This window comes from Gordonia sp. 135 (assembly GCF_009720185.1).
GTDB classification, from domain to species: Bacteria; Actinomycetota; Actinomycetes; order Mycobacteriales; family Mycobacteriaceae; genus Gordonia; species Gordonia alkanivorans.
The window spans coordinates 1011141-1027391 of the sequence record NZ_CP046257.1 but is presented as its reverse complement, the minus strand read 5'-3'; the positions used below and the strand labels follow the sequence as shown (position 1 = coordinate 1027391).

The 16251-nt window shown below is 68.1% G+C and carries 16 protein-coding genes; 8 read left to right on the top strand and 8 right to left on the bottom strand.

The genetic code is table 11. The features are described from left to right. Positions 1 to 4: 4 nt before the first annotated feature. Genes GKZ92_RS04745 through GKZ92_RS04720 form a run of 6 tightly spaced genes read right to left on the bottom strand, consistent with a single transcriptional unit; the run spans position 5 to position 7241 of the window. Positions 5 to 1228, bottom strand: coding sequence for a lipase family protein (locus tag GKZ92_RS04745; RefSeq protein ID WP_006358598.1), 1224 nt, complete (start codon positions 1226 to 1228; stop codon positions 5 to 7). Beyond that, positions 1225 to 2490, bottom strand: coding sequence for an acyltransferase family protein (locus GKZ92_RS04740; protein WP_006358597.1), 1266 nt, complete (start codon positions 2488 to 2490; stop codon positions 1225 to 1227). The genes GKZ92_RS04745 and GKZ92_RS04740 overlap by 4 nt, the downstream gene beginning before the upstream one ends. Further along, entirely contained in the window at positions 2487 to 3701 is a 1215-nt protein-coding gene (locus GKZ92_RS04735; protein ID WP_035753302.1) for an alpha/beta hydrolase, read from the bottom strand. Before GKZ92_RS04735 ends, GKZ92_RS04740 begins: the two co-directional genes overlap by 4 nt. 29 nt (positions 3702 to 3730) lie before the next feature. Then, positions 3731 to 4480: a hypothetical protein gene (locus GKZ92_RS04730; protein ID WP_006358595.1), complete on the bottom strand. Its 750-nt coding sequence runs from the start codon at positions 4478 to 4480 to the stop codon at positions 3731 to 3733. Next, on the bottom strand, positions 4477 to 5757 hold the full coding sequence (locus GKZ92_RS04725; protein ID WP_230461896.1) for a lipase family protein: 1281 nt from the start codon (positions 5755 to 5757) through the stop codon (positions 4477 to 4479). Before GKZ92_RS04725 ends, GKZ92_RS04730 begins: the two co-directional genes overlap by 4 nt. After that, entirely contained in the window at positions 5754 to 7241 is a 1488-nt protein-coding gene (locus tag GKZ92_RS04720; RefSeq protein ID WP_035753307.1) for a polysaccharide biosynthesis tyrosine autokinase, read from the bottom strand. The genes GKZ92_RS04725 and GKZ92_RS04720 overlap by 4 nt, the downstream gene beginning before the upstream one ends. A gap of 247 nt (positions 7242 to 7488) precedes the next feature. On the opposite strand from GKZ92_RS04720, the gene GKZ92_RS04715 reads away from it, so the two are divergent. After that, the gene (locus GKZ92_RS04715; protein WP_006358592.1) at positions 7489 to 8886 is read left to right on the top strand and encodes a hypothetical protein; all 1398 of its coding nucleotides are present in this window, start codon (positions 7489 to 7491) and stop codon (positions 8884 to 8886) included. Continuing rightward, positions 8883 to 9443, top strand: a complete 561-nt coding sequence (locus tag GKZ92_RS04710; protein WP_006358591.1) for a YdcF family protein — start codon at positions 8883 to 8885, stop codon at positions 9441 to 9443. The genes GKZ92_RS04715 and GKZ92_RS04710 overlap by 4 nt, the downstream gene beginning before the upstream one ends. Positions 9444 to 9479: 36 nt before the next feature. Here GKZ92_RS04710 and GKZ92_RS04705 read toward each other — a convergent pair whose 3' ends face one another. After that, positions 9480 to 10544, bottom strand: a complete 1065-nt coding sequence (locus GKZ92_RS04705) for an LLM class F420-dependent oxidoreductase (RefSeq protein ID WP_006358590.1) — start codon at positions 10542 to 10544, stop codon at positions 9480 to 9482. A 194-nt stretch (positions 10545 to 10738) separates the two neighbouring features. Between GKZ92_RS04705 and GKZ92_RS04700 the strand changes: the two genes are divergently transcribed. From GKZ92_RS04700 to menE, 5 genes are all read left to right on the top strand, one after another. Continuing rightward, positions 10739 to 11974, top strand: a complete 1236-nt coding sequence (locus GKZ92_RS04700) for an inorganic phosphate transporter (protein ID WP_164905343.1) — start codon at positions 10739 to 10741, stop codon at positions 11972 to 11974. A gap of 48 nt (positions 11975 to 12022) precedes the next feature. Continuing rightward, positions 12023 to 12301 carry a hypothetical protein gene (locus GKZ92_RS04695; protein WP_006358588.1) on the top strand — a complete coding sequence of 93 codons (279 nt, stop codon included), beginning with the start codon at positions 12023 to 12025 and terminating at the stop codon, positions 12299 to 12301. 56 nt (positions 12302 to 12357) lie between these two features. Next, positions 12358 to 12666, top strand: coding sequence for a DUF3349 domain-containing protein (locus tag GKZ92_RS04690; protein WP_006358587.1), 309 nt, complete (start codon positions 12358 to 12360; stop codon positions 12664 to 12666). A 131-nt stretch (positions 12667 to 12797) separates the two neighbouring features. Beyond that, positions 12798 to 13121, top strand: coding sequence for a DUF3349 domain-containing protein (locus GKZ92_RS04685; protein ID WP_006358586.1), 324 nt, complete (start codon positions 12798 to 12800; stop codon positions 13119 to 13121). A gap of 41 nt (positions 13122 to 13162) precedes the next feature. Next, a complete protein-coding gene (gene menE / locus GKZ92_RS04680; protein WP_155225037.1) occupies positions 13163 to 14275 on the top strand; it encodes an o-succinylbenzoate--CoA ligase in 1113 nt (370 codons plus the stop codon). A gap of 47 nt (positions 14276 to 14322) precedes the next feature. Here menE and GKZ92_RS04675 read toward each other — a convergent pair whose 3' ends face one another. After that, positions 14323 to 15198 (bottom strand): type IV toxin-antitoxin system AbiEi family antitoxin domain-containing protein, encoded by an 876-nt coding sequence (locus tag GKZ92_RS04675; protein WP_035753311.1) that lies wholly within the window; start codon positions 15196 to 15198, stop codon positions 14323 to 14325. A gap of 145 nt (positions 15199 to 15343) precedes the next feature. Here GKZ92_RS04675 and GKZ92_RS04670 point away from each other — a divergent pair, with 145 nt between their 5' ends. Then, complete coding sequence (locus tag GKZ92_RS04670; protein WP_035753438.1) at positions 15344 to 16228, top strand: 1,4-dihydroxy-2-naphthoate polyprenyltransferase; 885 nt, start codon at positions 15344 to 15346, stop codon at positions 16226 to 16228. Positions 16229 to 16251 lie beyond the last annotated feature (23 nt).

The following is a 16251-nucleotide window of genomic DNA, read 5'->3' as shown; positions in this document are numbered from 1 at the left end:
ACGTTCACCTCTCCGAGCAGGTCGACGCTGCCGGTTCCCCGGCGAAGCGGGCCGAGATCCATGGCAGCAATGCGGCCGCGTCCACATCTGGGTGCCCGCGGTCCTCTTGGTAGTCGACGGTCACCGAATCACCGACCTCACAGGCCCGTTCGACGAACGCCGCGGTCCATTCCGCGTCGATGAACGTGTCCCGGCCGCCGTAGAGGACGTACATCGGCACCGGTGTCGGGGCCACCGGCACGGCATATCCGGCGAGGATCTCCGACAACCTGTACGCGGACTCCGGCGTGCCGGGTCCGATGTCGCGCGGCGCCAGCGACTCGGCCGCCTGCGCCCGGCCGGCGACTGCCGGTCCCGTACAGGCGGACAACGTGTCCCACGCCGCCACCGCCGCCCCTCGCCGGTAGTCGTCGAGCCGTACCGCCGGGTCGCGACGAGACCACGCCTCGACGATCCACTGCAGCATGAGCTGCTGGTCACCGGTGATCGTGCCGTCCCGGGACTTCTCGACCACACCGGCGATGTCCGCGGCCGGGACCATCGCGGCCGCACCGAGCATCGCCAGACCTCGGCCGTACTCGGGTGCCGCCATCGCGGCGGCCAGAACCGCTCCGCCACCCTGCGATCCGCCGTAGGCGACCCACTTCTCGGAGGCGTAGGGCAACACCGCCCGCAGTGCCCGGACGGAATCGATCACGTTCATACCCGCGGTCCGGGCGTCGAGATACGGGTGCACCCCGGGACTTCCCAGGCCCTGGTAGTCGGGCAGCGCCACCACGAAACCCGCTTTGACGAGCCCATGTGCGAGTTCGCCGAGACCGTACATCCCGGCGGCGACGGAGGGTGCGCACGGTTCGTCGATGCCGGTGGTGCCGTGCGCGAACGCCACTACCGGCCGGGTCTGACCGGCGTCGGGTTCCGGACCGGTGACCACCAGTCCACTGACGACGGTGGGTTCTCCCGAGTTCGCATCCGTGGACCAGTACGTCACCCGGATCGCGCGGACGTCGTCGAGACGTGCCGAGATCGGCAGCGAGTCGGTGTATTCGGCCGACACCACCTTCCCGGGGCCCTCGACGATCGCGAACGGCACCGGTCCGTCCGCGGGGTCCCGGACCACGTTGACGAGACGGATACCCGAGGTCACCACGACCAGCATGACCGTGTGCGTCACCAGCGCGAGCGGTATCGCGACGAGGAGGGGATGTCGGCGGACGAGGCCGATCATCGCCGGCGCATCCTCCTGGCCACCACCATCGCGGGCTGCTCGATGTATCGATAGGTGATGCTCGCGAACACGAGGCTGACCGCGCCGACGAGCAGGACGTTGACGATGAGACCCGTCACCGAATCACCCTGCAGCAGTCCGAGTCTGCCGATCACGATCATCAGCGGGAAATGCCAGAGGTAGATGCTCAGCGAGATCCGTCCGCTGTAGTCGAGCGGCTTCCAGTCCAGGACGGTGGCGAGCCTGCCCTCCTGGCCTGCGGCCAGCGGCAGCACGATGATCAGGATGAACAGCGCAGACGACAGCGCCGTGAAGGTCGACTGATACGACGAGCCGGCCGCGATCAGCACCAGCATGATCAGCAACGACGGTACGAGCGCCACCGCCGATGCGATACGCAGACGCCGGGCGCCCCGCACCGAGATGTGGCCGGTACCGACCGCGACGAACGCCGCGACGGCGAGCATGCCGAACGCGAAGTTGTCGGCGGCTGCGAAGAAACTCCGCAGGATGACGGCGACGGCGTTGGGTCCCCAGTTCTGCTCGGTCACCGCGGTGATGCCCTGGGCCTCGGCGACCCGGCCCGCGACCATCTTGCCGATCGTCCCGACCACGATCAGGATCGCCGGTGGTGTCACCACGAGGATCGCGGCATGCGTTCCGAACCGCCGCCGTAGCCACCACATGGCCATCCCGAACAGCGGCAACGACAGGTAGAAGCCGAATTCCAGTGTCAGCGACCACGATGGGCTGATGCCTGTCTGCAGGTACTGCGGGAAGTAGGTCTGCGTCAGGGTCAGGTTGGTCAGGAGCATGGCCGGGTCGGTGATCATCCCGGTCCCGGTGTCCTTGCCGGTCTCACTCGCGACGAACTCGTTCACGACGAAACAAGCCTGGAGAACGTAGTTGGTGATGAGGAAGATCAGCAGGTACGCGGGGAACACCCGCAGCAGACGATGCGTCGCATAGGAGCGGACGTCCGGCGGGGACTGCCGGCCGCTAACCAGGCCCTTCACGTACGGCAGGTAGAGCAGGAACCCGGACAGCGCGAAGAAGAAGATCAGTGCCTGCCCGAACAGCTGGAGGCCACCACTCGCCATCGTGTCCGGTGAATTCTGCACGGCGACATGGACGATCAGCACCGCCCAGCACGCGATGCCGCGCGGACCGTCGAGTCCTCGGATGCGACCGACGGTCGGCGTCGTCGCGGGTGCGGGGACATCACCGGCGGGGACTCCCCGCCGTTCCAGGTTCTCGGTCATCCGGCTCTCTCGATCTCTGCGCATCGGTTGTAGCTCGGTTCGTCGTCGAATCGGGCGGTCAGCCAACCCACCACCTGGCGGCCGTCGACGCCGCCGTGGTCGGCCGCCGGTTGGAACTGGGTGTGGACGACATCGCCACGGGCACAACTGCGCCGCACCGCCGCCGCGGTCCACTCGGACCGGATCAGCTCGTCCTTGCCGCCGTAGATCACGATGGTCGGCGCCGCTGCCGGCAGGTCGGGAACGGCGCGTTCGCGCAACAGGTCCCGCAGCTCGGTCACGGCCTCGGGCGATGTCGGTCGGAGTTCGTCCGCGCTCAGCGACTCGAGCACCTCGGCTCGCCGTGCCCCACGGGACGCCGAACACTGCGACAGCTCATCCCAGGACGCGACGACCTCAGGGCCGGCGAACCGGCGCAGGTCCAGCTCCGGGTTCTCGGCGTTCAGTGCAAGCAGCAGCCAGTTGTACAGCCCGTACTGGTCGACGGTCATGGTGCCGGAGGCCGCGAGGTCGGCGAGCCCGGCGACGTCGGCGGCCGGCGACAGCGCGGCGACACCCACGAGATCGAGTTCGCTGCCGTACGTCTCGGCCAGCGCGTTGGCAGCCCACGCCGCCTGCCCGCCCTGTGAGCCACCCAGGGCTCCCCACCGGGTCCCGGTCTCCGGCACGAGATATCGGGCCGCCCGGACCGCGTCGATCACGTTGCGTCCGGAGGTGCGCGCATCCAGGTACGGATGGGTCGGACGCTGCTCGTCCGGATCGCCGAGGCCCTGATAGTCCGGGACTGCGACGACGTAGCCCAGCTGTAGCCAGCTCGCGGCGGTGACCGCCAGGTCACCCAGATCGGACTTGAGCGTGACCCCGCATTCGCCGAGTACACCGCTCGTGCCGTGCGGGAGGACGATGACCGGCCGTCCGCCTTCCGGCGCCGGACCCTTGGGCGCGAAGAACGCTCCCCAGGTCTCCGTCTCCGCACCGGTCCGACCGTCGGTCGACACGTACCTGACACGCAGCGCCAGTTGCGAATTCGCCCGTACCCGGCGGTCGAGCAACGGCATCGTCTCGGCTGCCCGCAACGCGCCGGGCCCGGCTCCGTCGGTGTTGACGCGATACTCGACGCCCCCCGCACCGGTCGTCGGGGTGGCTTGTTCGCCGGCGTCCGATGAACAGCCGGCGACGGCGATCGCCGCGGCCAGCAGTACCGACGTCATCCTGATGCGCCCGCTCAATCGTCTCCCCATCACGCTCCCCCTCCGATTGCGCCCTCGAGAGGGGCACCCCGATGTGCGTCATGACGGCGGGATGACGGCCGCGACGTACGCGGGACCCGCGCCTCCCGCGGATCCACGACCCGGTCACGCGCGACCTCGACGCCGATCACGAGCACCAGGCCCACCAGCAGGCCGAGGAGCACAGCGGTCGTGATCGTTCCCCAGAACTCTGGCAGCACAGGTGAATCCGGCACCGAGGCGACGTCGATCACGTCGATCTCGTGCAACGGACCCGCGACCGGGCCGTCGCTCCACTCGAGTTCGGTCACCAGCACCCGCAGGACGTCGACCACCGCACCGGCGAGGTGTGCGGCGGACTCCCCCGTCGGACCCGTGGCCACGACGTCGAGTACGGCGTTGTCGAGGGGCGAGGTGACGGTCAGCCGCGCGCGGAGATCCTCCGGTGTGACGGCGTCGCCGAGGACCCCGGCGGCATCCGCCCGGGCCACCCGTGCCAGCACCTGATCGGACACCGCGAGCTGCACATACGACGCCGACCGCAGCTGACCGGCGAGGTCGCTGGCGCGTTCGGCGCCGACGCTGGCCGGCCCCGGCGCGATGATCAGTGCGCTCGAGTGCGCCTCATAGGTTTTCGGTATCAGCGCGTACGCACCGGCCCCGACGGCGGCGGCTGCGATCACCGACGCCACGAGCACGACGAGGTTGCGGCGCACGATCGCCAGGTAGTCCGCCGGTCGGCGGGTCGACGGTGACCTCATGGGCGGTCCCCGCAGTTCTGCGGCGGCTTCCACCCGGACTCCAGGGACTTCATCCAGGCCACCGATTGCCCGGAGTCGAGCTGGGCATGGGTCTCCCCGATCCGGCGCATGGCCTGGATGGGCGACCCGGCGGTGCAGGACCGGCGGATCGCCCGTTCGGTCCACGGAGCGGCGATGAGTGGGTCCTCGGTGCCGTACATGATGAGCATCGGCGCAGTGGCCCTGCCCACCGGGAGCGATGTGGCGGCGAGGTGGTCGCGGAGTCGTGCCGCCGCCTCCGGGGTGTGCGGTGCGACATCCTCGACACCGATGGAGTTCAGCACCCGCTGGGTCTGCTGGACGTCGATCGGGATGCAGCGGAGTACCTCGGACCAGTTCTTCCGCAGGAACTCCGAGCGGTAGTCGTCGCGGTCGAACTCGTCGGGCAGCACGCGTGCGAGTGAATCGATCAGGTAGGCCATCATCGGGACCTGATCGGCGGTGAGCGTGCCCTTCTCGGCGCGTTCGACCAGGCCGGTCATGTCCGACACCGGCACCAGTGCGACGGTGCCCAGCAGGTCGAGACCACCGCCGTATGTCGGCGCGAGCTCACCCGCCGCCCAGGACGCCATCCCGCCCAGGGAGACGCCGTAGGAGATCCATTTCCTGCCCAGCCCCGGGAACACTCCGCGGGCGGCACGTACCGCGTCGATCATGTTGTAGCCGTACGTGCGAGCGTCGAGGAACGGATGGTCGACGTCCCGCATGCCGAGGCCCTCGTAGTCGCTCATCGCGACGGCGAAACCGTTCAGCACCAGAGCCGCGATGATCTCGTCACTGCCGATGAGGTTGACGTATTCCGAAGGACCGCAGTCGTCGAGGACGCCGGTGGTGCCGTGACCGAAGGCGATCGTCGTCCAACCGCCCGGCGGCGGTTCGCCTTTCGGGGTGACGACGATCCCCGACACGACCGTCGGCGACCGGTCCAGTCCCGACGTCGACCGGTACTCGACTCGTTTGACGATCGCACCCAGTTCGGTGATCACCGGGATCGGGCCGCGTGGCGGGTCGGCGACCGCGAGTACCGCGCCGGGTCCTCCGGTGTCCGCGGCGCCCCGGACAATCGGTTCCGGATAGGGAGTGACCAGATCGGGCGGCGACTGGATGGCGAGCGGGATCGCCGAGTCCAGGGACGGATCATCCGTGAACCCTGCTGCACCACAACCACTCACCACGAGGGCCGTCGTCATCGCGGCGACGACGGCGGCGAACCGCCTCCGGTTCGACGCCCGCGTCAACGACCCCGCCCGTCCGACGGGACCCCCGCCGCGGCAGCCGAGCCGGAGCCGTTACGTGAAGCATGATCGATCGTGGTGCGGATCGTCTGGGTCACACTCTCCGAACCGGGTTCGGCATCGACGGTTTCGGCGCCGGGCTCATCGGTGTCGGTCGCATCCGGCGCCTTCGCCCGCCCAGGCTTGCCGCTGACGAGTACCGTACCGATCACCGCTCCGACGAGTTCGATCGCCGCGACGCTGTCGCGCAGGGCTTTTCGGGTTGCGGACCCGCTGCGCACCACGACGACCATCGCATCGGACAAGGCCGAGTAGACGATCGAATCAGAGGTCGAACCCATGCGGGGACAGGCGATCACGATGTAGTCGAAACGCTCACGCAGGTCGTCGAGCACGGTACCCAGGACCGGACTGCTCACGCGCACAACAGCTTCCGGAGCGACGGGCCCGGCGGGAAGAATGGTCAGCCCACCCTGTTCGACGTAAGGGTCGACGCTGCCGGTGCTGCTGCTGAGCACGGTGGACAGTCCGTGATCCGCGGACAGCTCTGTTCCGGCGGTGATCCCGCCGCCCGACAGGTCGCCGTCGACGAGGAGAACGGTGTTCCCCGTGGCGGCCACGGTCGAGGCGAAGCGTGCCGCGACGTCGCCGGCACCCGCATCCGATCCGACGCCGGTGAACCCGATGACCCGCGGTGCGCGGGCCTGTTCGTCACGCCGGCCGCCGAGGAAGCGGATCAGATTGTGCAGTCCGCGAAGGGCGTCCGCGTCCCGGACGGCGGAATCGTCGATCCCGAGCGTCTCGATCGGGATGGTCTGCGGCGACAGCACCGCGAGCACGGGATGATGCGTCGAGTCGACGGCGGTCACCTCGTCGACAACGGTTCCGCGACGCCGCCAGCCGAGCAGCAGCGCGATCACGACGCCGACGACGAGTCCGGCGCCTACACCGATCGCGGTCCACAACATCCACGGCCGGCCCGCCGTCGACGGGAGCCCGGGCTCGTCGTAGAGCACTGCCGATGCCGCCGATGTCCCGCCGCGCCGTGACGTCTCGAGTTCCTGCACGACCTCGACGGTCTGCTGGGCGACCGCGGCCGCATAGGACTGCGCTCGTTGCGGACTCGGTCCGGACACGGAGACGGTCAGGATCACGGTGTCCTCGACGGGCAGCGCCGTCGTCTTCGACCGCAGGTCAGCGGGGCTGATGGCCCCCTCCAGTGCTTCCGAGGCACGGGTGGCGACCTGCTCACTCGTCGCTATCTGCGCGTACGAGTTGACTCGCCCCTCGGCGAAGAGATTGTTCTGGTAGGACTCACCCACCGATGTGCCGCCCTCGGCGGTGACGAAGAGCCGAGCCGACGACACGTAGTCGACGGATGTGAAGTACATGCCATAGCCGAACCCGGCCAGCCCGCCGACGAGAACACTCGCCACGATGGCCCACCAATAGCGGACCACAATACGGACATACTCATTGAATGGCATGAAACCTACTCCTCCCGACGATGGCGGAGCAGGACCGAGAGCCGAATAACCAGCCGTGGAAATGTCTCTGAAACATTTCCACGGCGAAGTTTTCGAAACCTGTGTCTTTCCCCGACGCGCTAACTCTAGCCACAGTCGGCCACTCGCGCGCTTCGAGCGCTGTGATCTCGAACTCGTTGTGCCACGACTGTTTCCCGACGGAGACCTCACCCCGATACCCGCCGATGGTTCATGTAATGATTCCCGCGTGGGGATTGTGCGTTCACTCGCGATCGTGGCCGTGGTGGCGGCCGGCACCTTCGGCTGCCTTCTCGCCGGCGAGTCCGTCGCGACCGCGGCATTTCTGGGAATCGCCCTGATCGCGGGATCATATATAGGACTGCAGCATCCGACGTGGTTGTTGTGGGCACTCGCGGTGATCGTCGCCCTGCTTCCCGCAGGTTACGTTCCCGGTACGCCCGTACCATTGATCTTCACTCTCACCATGGCGGTCCTGCTCGCCACCGTGATCCACCCGCGCGACGTGACGACCTTCACCCCGCTCGAGTACGCACTCATCGCCTTCGTCGGCGTCGCCGGACTGTCCGTGGTGGCGACCCTGCAGAGCATCGACGACATCGTCGAGTACGTGAAGTGGTCGGGCGCGATCCTCCTCGTCGTCGCGCTGCTGCGGTTGCGCGCCGACCAGTTGCGGACGTTCGGACAGGTCTTCGTGGTCGCATCGGCCGCCTCGGCCGCGGTGGGCCTCGCGATGCAGACGGTCGACAAGTCCGCCCGGACCTTTGATCTTCTGTCCCCCTTCGGTTATGACGCGTCGTCGGCGGGCCGGTTCGTCTTCGACGGGGCGTCGGTGACGGCTCGTCTGTCGGGCACCTACATCGACCCGAACGCCGCGGGGATCGGTTTCCTGGCGGCACTCATGATCAGCCTGCTGGTGTTCGACGGATACCGTCGCTCGATGATCGCGGCGGTCCTGTTCGCAGCGGTCGCGTTGACCCTGAGCCGCGCGGCGATCTTCTCCGTCGTGCTGGCCCTGCTGCTGATGCTCGCCTTCCACACCATGTCGGCACGGGGCCGGGCTGCGCTCGTCGGCACGCTGGTCGGCGGAATGGCTCTGCTGTCGGCGATCCCGGCGTCCCGGCGACGGATCTTCTCCTCCTTCGGTGACGGCGACACCGGCTCCGCCGCACGCACCGACGCCCTGCGCGAGTTCCCGGAGAAGATGAGCGGACACTGGTTGTTCGGACACGGTTGGGGCATCGCCGAATTCAAGGATCCCGAGAAGGCGTTCACCATCAACTACGTCGCCAACGCACCGCTGCTCTCGGTGTACCGCGGCGGGCTGATCGTGGGAATCGTCTTCACCGCGATCATGATCTACGCCTGTTACCTCGCCTATCGCTGCCTGCGTTCGTCCCGTCCGGAGGTCGCCCTGTACGGCGGGTGCTTCATCGCCTTCTTCGTGCTCGGGATGCAACTCGACTTCAGCACGGTGTCCATCCCCGTCTCGGTGACCGATCTGTCGCTGATGCTGGTGTTCCTCGTTGTGGCCCTGCGGAATTCGGGAACCCGCGAGCCACTGCGACAGCCCGGGTCCGCCGCCGGTCGGGCCGTCGTCGACGACAGGTTGCGATCACTGCGGTGAAACGTCTGATCCGGGTGCTGCTCTGCACAGTCCTCGTCGCCGTGGCCGTCGGCGGCGTGCTCGGCTACCAGCTGTTCACGCGTGTCCACGACGACCCGCTTCGCAAGGCCGACGCCATCGTCGTCCTGGGCGGCGAACACGACGGCCGCGAGGACTACGGAATCCAGTTGGCGCGCAGGGGTTACGCCGACCACGTACTGATCTCCGACCCCTATCGGCCCTACACCGAACAGGATTCGATGATGCCGCGGGTGTGTTCGGCGAGCACCCCGGAGATCACGGTCACCTGTTTCGAACCGAAACCCTCCACGACGCGCGGCGAGGCGATGTTCGTCCAGGAGATGGCGCGACGCCACGACTGGCAGGACGTCATAGTCGTCAGCTGGAGTTACCACCTGGTGCGGGCGCGGTTCATCTTCGGTCAGTGTTTCGGCGGCGACGTCGTCATGCACGCGCTCCCGCGCGACTACAGCCCCAACCCGGTGCTCTGGGGTGCGGTGTACACATACCAGTACGGCGGCCTCGCGAAGGCCGCCGTACTGGGGTGTTCTGACTGAGAGGTTCCGCGACCGCCGAGGACCGGCCGGGCGGGGTCAGCCGCCGAAGACGTCGCGCAACGCCTCGACCTCGGCGACCCGTTCCTTGTGCGTGGGCGCGGTCGGCGAGGCCAGGATGCAGGTGACCCCGGCCGCACGGAACGCGGCGACGCGCTCGGCGACCTGAGACTTGGAACCGATGAGCGACATGGCGTTCACCAGCTCCTCGGGGACGGCCGCGGCGGCCTCGACCTTCTTGCCGTCGAGGTAGAGGTCCTGGATGAGCTTCGCCTCGTCGACGTAGCCGTACCGGATGGCGAGCTGGTTGTAGAAGTTCTTGCCGCGGGCACCCATGCCGCCGATGTAGAGCGCGGCGTGGTGGCGGACGAGTTCCTTGGCGTTGTTGATCTGCTCCGGGTCATCGGAGACCCGCGCGGTGGCCTGCACGACGATGCCGAGCTCGCCCAGCGACGGGTCGCGCTTGGCCCTGCCTGCGGCCAGGGACTCGCCGAATGCGGCGTCGATCTGCTCCGGGTGGAACAGGATCGGCTGGAGCTCGTCGAACATCTCCGCGGCCAGCTCGATGTTTTTCGGCCCGATGGCGGCCAACAGCAGCGGGATGTTCTCACGGACCGGATGGTTGATGATCTTGAGCGACTTACCGAGTCCCGAACCGCCGTGCTCCTCGTCGAGCGGCAGGGTGTAGTGCTTGCCCTGGTAGTTCAGCTTCTCGCGGCGCCACACCATGCGACAGATCTCCGCGTGCTCGCGCGCGCGGCCCAGCGGGTAGTCGTACTTCACGCCGTGGAAGCCCTCGATGACCTGCGGTCCCGACGCCCCGATGCCGAGCACCGCGCGGCCGCCACTGATGTAGTCGAGGCCGGCCGCGGTCATCGCGAGATTGGTCGGGGTGCGCGAGTACATGGGCAGGATCGCCGTCTGCAGTTCCATCTTCTCGGTCTTCGCGGCGATGAAGCCGAGCTGGGAGACCGCGTCGAAGCTGTAGGCCTCCGGCACCGCGATCCGCTCCACACCCGCAGCCTCGAAGTCGGCGAGATTGTTGATGGTCTCGCGGAAGTCGCCCGCGTAGTTGATCGGCATGCCCAGCTTCATCGATGTCATGGCGTCGGATTCTTCCACAGCGACCGCCGGTTCCACCATGCCCGGCCGAGCGTTCGTTCGCCCCGGAGAGCGACGGACGACACACCGGTGCTGAACTGCGACAACAAGCGCGACACGCCGAGGAGACAACGAATCCCCACGAAACCGTGCCGAGACGTTTAGGAATTTCGATGCCCAGCCCTCATGATGAAAATATGAGCGGCGAAATGCTGATCCTGGTGCTGTTGGTGATCACGGCCCTCGGCTTCGATTTCACCAACGGCTTCCACGACACCGGCAACGCCATGGCCACCTCGATCGCCACCGGCGCCCTGAAACCGAAAGTCGCCGTCGGACTCTCCGCCATCCTCAACCTCGTCGGCGCCTTCCTCTCGGTCGAGGTCGCCGCCACCATCACCAAAGAAGTCCTCAACATCCAGCAGACCTCCGGCCCCGACGCCGGCGAGATCGTCGCCGGCATCACCCCGACGACCGCGCTGCTGATCATCTTCGCCGGACTCATCGGCGGCATCCTCTGGAACCTCTTCACCTGGCTCTTCGGCCTGCCGTCGAGTTCCTCGCACGCCCTGTTCGGCGGCCTCATCGGTTCCGGGATCGCCGCCATCGGGCTCTCCGGCGTGAACTGGCACGGGGTGTTCGGCAAGATCATCGTGCCCGCGTTGCTCGCCCCGGTGATCGCCTGCCTCGTCGCCGCTTGCGGAACCTGGCTCGTCTTCACGATCACCCGTCACCTCGCCGAGAGCCGCAAGGAACAGGGCTTCCGATACGGCCAGATCGCCAGCGCCTCACTGGTCTCGCTCGCCCACGGCACCGGCGACGCGCAGAAGACCATGGGCGTCATCGCGATGGCCCTGATCGTCACCGGCCATCTCGACGCCTCGACCGTCAGCCACGGACTCCCCCTGTGGGTCGTCGCGAGCTGTGCCGTCGCCATCGCGATCGGCACCTACCTCGGCGGCTGGCGCATCATCCGCACCCTCGGAAAAGGCCTGGTGGAGATCAGTTCCCCGCAGGGCATGGCCGCCGAGGCCTCATCCGCGGCGATCATCCTGACCTCCAGCGCAGCCGGGATGGCGCTGTCCACCACGCAGGTCGCCACCGGTTCGATCCTCGGCTCCGGCGTCGGCAAACGCGGCGCACAGGTCCGCTGGGCTGTCGCCGGCCGGATGGCCGTGGCGTGGCTCACCACCCTGCCCGCGGCCGGACTCGTCGGCGCGGCATCGTTCTACATCGCCCACCTGCTCGGCGACGTCGCGGGCGCAGCGGCGATCTTCGGCCTCCTCATCGCGGCGTCGGCCTACATGTACCGGCGCGCGCAGCAGAACAAGGTCGACGCGGGCAACGTCAACGACGACTGGGACGAGACCACCGGCTCGGTGCTGCCGACCGATCCCGGGGCCACCCCGGACACCACCGCCCGGTCCGCCTGATCGTCACGGGCCGACCACAACACGAGCACACGAGAGGACCCTGCTGAGATGGACATCGTCGAGGCGATCGCCAAGGTGCTGGTCGTCGGCCTGATCTTCGGCGCCGGCCTCCCGGCACTGTTCGCGGTCGGCCTCCGGGTCCACGAGCAGGGTTCCGACGAGGTCATCGACGGTTCGGTCATCAAGGGCAACCCGGCGATGCGCGTATTGAGCTACGCGATCTTCGCCGTCGTCGCACTCGTCATCCTTACCGCGCTGCTGTGGATCACCCGGCAGACCCTCTACTTCCACACCGGCATCAAGCTCTTCCCGTTTGGTTACAAGTGACCCCACCCGGGTAAACAGCTGTTCCAGATGTGCAAGAGCCGGAGACGCGATCAATCATGAGCAGTGAAACCCCGCTCTTCGAATCGGTGATCAACTGGATTCGCAAGGGCTATCCCCAAGGTGTCTCGCGCACCGACTTCCCGCCCCTGATGGCGCTCCTCACGCGTGTGCTGACCGATGAGCAGGTCACTGCCGTCGCACTGCAACTGGTCAAGGAGTACGGCCCCCGGGAACCGGTGACCGAGAACCAGATCAGCGACGCCATCAAGCGGGTCACCAGCGAACCCCCGACGCCCGAAGAGGTCAACCAGGTCGCCGGACGTCTCGCCGCCGTCGGCTGGCCGCTGGTGTCCAGCCGAGCCTGACATCGCGCTCCGAAGACACCGAGGACCGACCGCGTGGCGCCGAAACCTACAATCACGCTGAGTGGGTACGCATCCGCGTCACCGCAACGCGCCCGACACACCTGCGTCCCGTCGAAGAAAGGGGGTGAGGAGTGGACCGCCCACAGTTGCTCTACCGCATCATCGAATGGCTGCGCACCGGATATCCCGACGGCGTACCCCAGGGCGACTACATTCCACTCGTCGCCCTCCTGCGCCGTCAGCTCAGTGAAGACGAGGTGCAGGAGGTGTCGTCGCGGCTGATTCGTCAGTCGCCGCCACCTCCCGAGCCGATCTCCCAGATCGACGCGGCCGTCGCGATCACCAAGGTCACCCGCGAGCTACCGCACGAGGACGACATCGCCCGCGTGCGCCGTCACCTGGAATCGTCGGGCTGGCCGTTCGACGGACCCGACGCGAATCGGGCCGAGTCCTGAGAACTCTTCGCGCCCTTGCCCTTCCCTCTCGGCCGGAGGTCGTGGACCGACGCGACGAGCTGTTGGCGGTGCTCGACGGTTCGGTCGCGATCGTCCCCACCCCCGACGACGCCCGCGAGACAGCGCTTCTGACCGAAGCGCTGGCGGTGGGTGAGCCGATCGCCGACGAGGTCTCGCTCGTGGTCTCCACGTCGGGGTCGACCGGCATCCCCAAAGGGGCTCAGCACACCCCGGCGACGCTGGCCGCGTCGGCGCGGGCGACCGCGAACCGCCTCGGCGGCCCGGGCAACTGGCTCCTGGCCCTCGCCCCGCATCACATCGCCGGATTGCAGGTCCTGCTGCGGGCCTTCGCCTCCGGACACACACCCGCCGTCCTCGACCTGGCTGTGGGCTTCGACGCCGACGCGTTCGCCGATGCGCTCGACCGGCTGGACGGGCCCCGTCGCTACACCTCACTCGTGCCGACGCAGCTGATCAAGGTCCTCGACTCACCACGGGCGACCGCCGCGCTGCGCTCCGCCGACGGCCTGCTCGTCGGCGGAGCGGCGACCCCCGCTCCCCTGTTGCACCGGGCCGTCGACGAGGGACTCCCCATCGTCCGCACCTACGGGATGAGTGAGACCGCAGGCGGTTGCGTCTACGACGGCATCCCGCTCGACGGCGTCTCCATCCGCATCGACGAGCCGTCGCCCGACGGTGTCGGTCGCGTCATCCTCGGCGGCCCCATGGTCGCCCACGGCTACCGAAATCTGCCGGATCATCCCGCCTTCGCCGAGTCCGGTTGGTTCCGCACCGACGACCTCGGTCGCCTCGACGCCGGTGTCCTGTCGATCGTCGGGCGCGCCGACGAGGCGATCTCCACCGGCGGACTCACCGTCGTGCCGCAGGTGGTCGAGGCCGTGATCGCCGAGGACCCGTCGGTCGCCGAATGCGTCGTCGTCGGGCTCCCCGACGACCGTCTCGGCGAAAAGGTCGTCGCGGTGGTCGTCGCACGGCGCGGAGAGCTCCTCGACGCCAACCGGATTCGTGGTTCGGTCGCCGAACGACTCGGCCGGTTTGCGGCGCCGCGCGAGGTCATCGAGGTCGACGAGCTGCCGCTGCGCGGCCCGGGTAAACCCGACCGGCGCGAGTTGCGGCGTCGCTTCTCTTCGTAGGTGTCGCGGATCGTGTCGGGCCGCAACACCTTTCGCGACAACTGCGGTCAAGCCGCGACGCTGATCGCCTGACGGATGGTCGACGCGACGTAGCCGGCCCGTTCCGTCAGGTCACTCCAGGTGAAGTTCAGAACAGTCCAGCCGGCCGCGATCAGCGCGTTCCGTCGGGTGCGGTCGTTCTGAAACGTCCCGGCGTCCCGGTGGAACGCGAAGCCGTCGAGCTCCACCGCCACCATCTGCTCGAGGAACGCGAGATCGATCTCGTACCCGCAACTGGGATGGTTGGCGACCCAGCCGACGATCCCCGCGTCGTCGAGGATCGTCACCGCGAGCCGCTCCGCGGCCGATCGTGCGCCGGACTCCAGCAATTCGACCATCGGTCCCATCTCGGCGGCTCCGACACAGCGGTACCGACGTCGGTAGGCCTCCTCCAGTCGATCGACGGTGATCCGACGCTGTTGCAGCGCCGAGTCGATCACCCCGGCCCCCTGTTCGACCGCCCCTTCGAGCGCCGACAGCGCAATTCCGGTGACCCGCAGGTCTCCTCGGACGAGGATATCCGCGTCGTCGAGGGACCGGTTGATGATGCGCACCCCCTTGACCGGTGGACCGTGCCGTCCGCGGGGAGCGGTGACGGTGATCGTCGCGGGCGGGTCGTCGACGATGCCATGCCACCATGCCGCCGCCAGTCCCGACAGGATCGCCGAGGGACCGACGGACAGCGTCGCGATCCGGGTGGTGGTGCGGTCGGTCACAGGGTGGTCGGCGAGTCGGTACAGCCGGGGTCGGACACGGACCCATTCGCCGGCGGCCACCCGACGGTGCACCGCCGAGCGATCCAGTCCGTGATCGCGTGCCTCGCCGGCGGTGATGACACCGTCGTGTTCGAGGGCAACGGCCCGCAGTTTCGGTGGAGTACGCACTCTCATCAGACGTATCCGCAGGTCGGTGCGGTTCCGGGTTACTGAGGCCGGCCGCAGATGTCGCCGATCGTGTCGCGCGTCGCAACGATGCGCGACATCTGATGGGGTGGTCGGCGGCGATCCGGCGGCGTGGCAGGATCGATCCGTGGCAACCGCATCGCAGTGGATTCAGGGCGCACGCCCGCGGACTCTCCCCAATGCCGTGGCGCCCGTCGTGGCCGGCGTCGGAGCGGCGCTCCACGGCACCTCGGGATGGGGAGGGATCTCGTGGTGGAAGGCCGGGCTCGCGCTGGCCGTGGCGATGGCGTTCATCATCGGCGTCAATTTCGCGAACGACTACTCCGACGGTGTGCGCGGCACCGACGACGACCGTGTCGGTCCGTTGCGCCTCGTCGGCTCGGGTCTGGCGTCCCCGGGTTCGGTGAAGGCCGCGGCGTTCATCTGCTTCGGCATCGGGGCGGTGTGCGGTCTCGTGCTGGCGATCGCAACGGCCTGGTGGCTGGTCGTGGTGGGTGCGGTGTGCATCGCGGGTGCCTGGTTCTACACGGGCGGTAAGCGGCCGTACGGCTATGCGGGCTGGGGCGAGGTCGCGGTGTTCGTGTTCTTCGGTCTGGTCGCGGTGCTCGGAACCCAGTTCGTGACGTCGGACCGCGTCGACCTGGTCGGCCTCGCCTGCGCGGTGGGTGTCGGCGCGGTCTCCTGCAGCGTGCTGGTCGTCAACAACCTGCGCGACATCCCCTCCGACACCGAGAGCGGCAAGATCACCCTCGCCGTCCGGTTGGGCGACCCCCGCACCCGAATCCTCTTCGCTGTCCTGCTGATGGCCCCGCTCGTGATGAGCGTGGCGCTGGCCTTCGCGACCCCGTGGGCGCTCGTCGGGCTGTTGACGTTCCCACTGCTGTGGCAGGCGTACACGCCGGTCCGCACCGGGGCGCAGGGTCCGGCGCTGATCCCGTCGATCGGGACGACCGGCAAGGCGATGCTGGCGTGGGCGGTCGTCACCGCGGTGGCGTTGGCACTGACCTCATAGTCTGCCGGCGAAGAAGCCCGCTC

Bases quoted from the DNA above. Each gene is read 5' to 3' on its own strand.
- GKZ92_RS04735 (WP_035753302.1), bottom strand. From the start codon at position 3,701: ATGACGTCGGTACTGCTGGCCGCGGCGATCGCCGTCGCCGGCTGTTCA.
- GKZ92_RS04690 (WP_006358587.1), top strand. From the start codon at position 12,358: ATGAGCAGTGAAACCCCGCTCTTCGAATCGGTGATCAACTGGATTCGC.
- GKZ92_RS04700 (WP_164905343.1), top strand. From the start codon at position 10,739: ATGAGCGGCGAAATGCTGATCCTGGTGCTGTTGGTGATCACGGCCCTC.
- GKZ92_RS04695 (WP_006358588.1), top strand. From the start codon at position 12,023: ATGGACATCGTCGAGGCGATCGCCAAGGTGCTGGTCGTCGGCCTGATC.
- GKZ92_RS04730 (WP_006358595.1), bottom strand. From the start codon at position 4,480: ATGAGGTCACCGTCGACCCGCCGACCGGCGGACTACCTGGCGATCGTG.
- GKZ92_RS04705 (WP_006358590.1), bottom strand. From the start codon at position 10,544: ATGACATCGATGAAGCTGGGCATGCCGATCAACTACGCGGGCGACTTC.
- GKZ92_RS04745 (WP_006358598.1), bottom strand. From the start codon at position 1,228: ATGATCGGCCTCGTCCGCCGACATCCCCTCCTCGTCGCGATACCGCTC.
- GKZ92_RS04720 (WP_035753307.1), bottom strand. From the start codon at position 7,241: ATGCCATTCAATGAGTATGTCCGTATTGTGGTCCGCTATTGGTGGGCC.
- GKZ92_RS04740 (WP_006358597.1), bottom strand. From the start codon at position 2,490: ATGACCGAGAACCTGGAACGGCGGGGAGTCCCCGCCGGTGATGTCCCC.